This is a genomic window from Candidatus Cloacimonadota bacterium, assembly GCA_034661015.1.
In the GTDB taxonomy this organism is placed as follows: domain Bacteria; phylum Cloacimonadota; class Cloacimonadia; order JGIOTU-2; family JGIOTU-2; genus JAYEKN01.
This window is the reverse complement of the sequence record JAYEKN010000041.1, coordinates 1-1,125: the sequence shown is the minus strand read 5'-3', so window position 1 is coordinate 1,125 and position 1,125 is coordinate 1. Positions and strand designations below refer to the sequence as shown.

The following is a 1,125-nucleotide window of genomic DNA, read 5'->3' as shown; positions in this document are numbered from 1 at the left end:
GGAAAGTTTGAAAAGTTTTCCAAGAAGTTAGGATATCCAAAAATTGTTTTCTATCGCTGTCAAAGTTCATATTCCCTATCTCCTTAAACTAGTATATACTAACTCTATAGTATGCTAACTGGTGTATATTAAGTAATGGCGTCCCCTGGTTCGCTTTTAAATTGCTCAAGAATACCTATTTTCAGTGTTCTTTAAGGAAATCTGCGTCCCCTGGTTCGCCCACTGCGTCCCCTGGTTATGATTTTTATCTTTGTAACCATTTAAATTTATTATGTTTTCGGATTTTTCTGCGTCCCCACGTTGGTTATTATAATTTTCAAAATTTTGATATTTTTTGTAATTACAGATAGTTATAATTAAACCTCTTGGCTTTTGTTCAGTAACTATCATTTTCTCATTTCTGAACGTTTTAAACGCATTTTCAATTTGTTTATGCGTATATTTACATTTTTTCTTATTTTCAAACCAATGTAGGTCTTCTGCGACTTGAGCATAAGAAGTATATAATTGTCCTCTTTCAAGGCGGTTTTTGCCTTGTTTTTGCTTGAAACAAGTGTTTATGAGTAGGTGAACCCATATCTCTCTGTGAAAACGGCGCATATGGTAAATTTTGGATTTTTGAATTTTTTTGGCTAAAAGAATATATCCGCGTTTGATATATGTTAAGCCATCCATTCTTTTTTCTCCTCTTCATCTCTATATATAGCTTCGAGAAAGATCTTTCTGACCACATATGATTTTGTCCATTCAAATTTTTCTGCAATTGTTTCAATCCATTTATGTATATCTTCATCCACCCATGCTGTTAATGGTCTGCCTTTGTGTTTGTCCATTGTTTATTTCCTTTATTAAGATTTATGTCCTGTATAACATATACACGGGTTATAACAATTTGTCAAGAATTTATTTTAATCAATCCATTATGCACATCATGGTGGCATGATTTACACAATATTTTAATATTCTCAGCTTCATCGCCCCCGCCTGCTCCTCTGGTCTTGATATGATGCCCGCAAAGGCAATGGGCATCCGCCTGGAATTGCCTTCCGCATATTTGGCATGTATAATCTACCTCATCAAACATTTCTGATAACTGCTTGAGCCATTCCATTTTTGTGAGAATTT

3 protein-coding genes are annotated in these 1,125 nt (G+C 34.2%); all 3 read right to left on the bottom strand.

What is annotated here, in order from left to right; translation table 11 throughout:
- Positions 1 to 165: 165 nt before the first annotated feature.
- Complete coding sequence (locus tag U9P79_01475) at positions 166 to 675, bottom strand: hypothetical protein (protein MEA2103299.1); 510 nt, start codon at positions 673 to 675, stop codon at positions 166 to 168.
- Positions 663 to 833 carry a hypothetical protein gene (locus tag U9P79_01470; protein ID MEA2103298.1) on the bottom strand — a complete coding sequence of 57 codons (171 nt, stop codon included), beginning with the start codon at positions 831 to 833 and terminating at the stop codon, positions 663 to 665. Before U9P79_01470 ends, U9P79_01475 begins: the two co-directional genes overlap by 13 nt.
- Positions 834 to 895: 62 nt before the next feature.
- Positions 896 to 1,125: HNH endonuclease signature motif containing protein (locus tag U9P79_01465; GenBank protein MEA2103297.1), on the bottom strand; the 230-nt coding region annotated here is incomplete at its 5' end.

Coding starts and splice junctions, on each gene's coding strand:
- U9P79_01475 (MEA2103299.1), bottom strand. CDS start 675: ATGGATGGCTTAACATATATCAAACGCGGATATATTCTTTTAGCCAAA.
- U9P79_01470 (MEA2103298.1), bottom strand. CDS start 833: ATGGACAAACACAAAGGCAGACCATTAACAGCATGGGTGGATGAAGAT.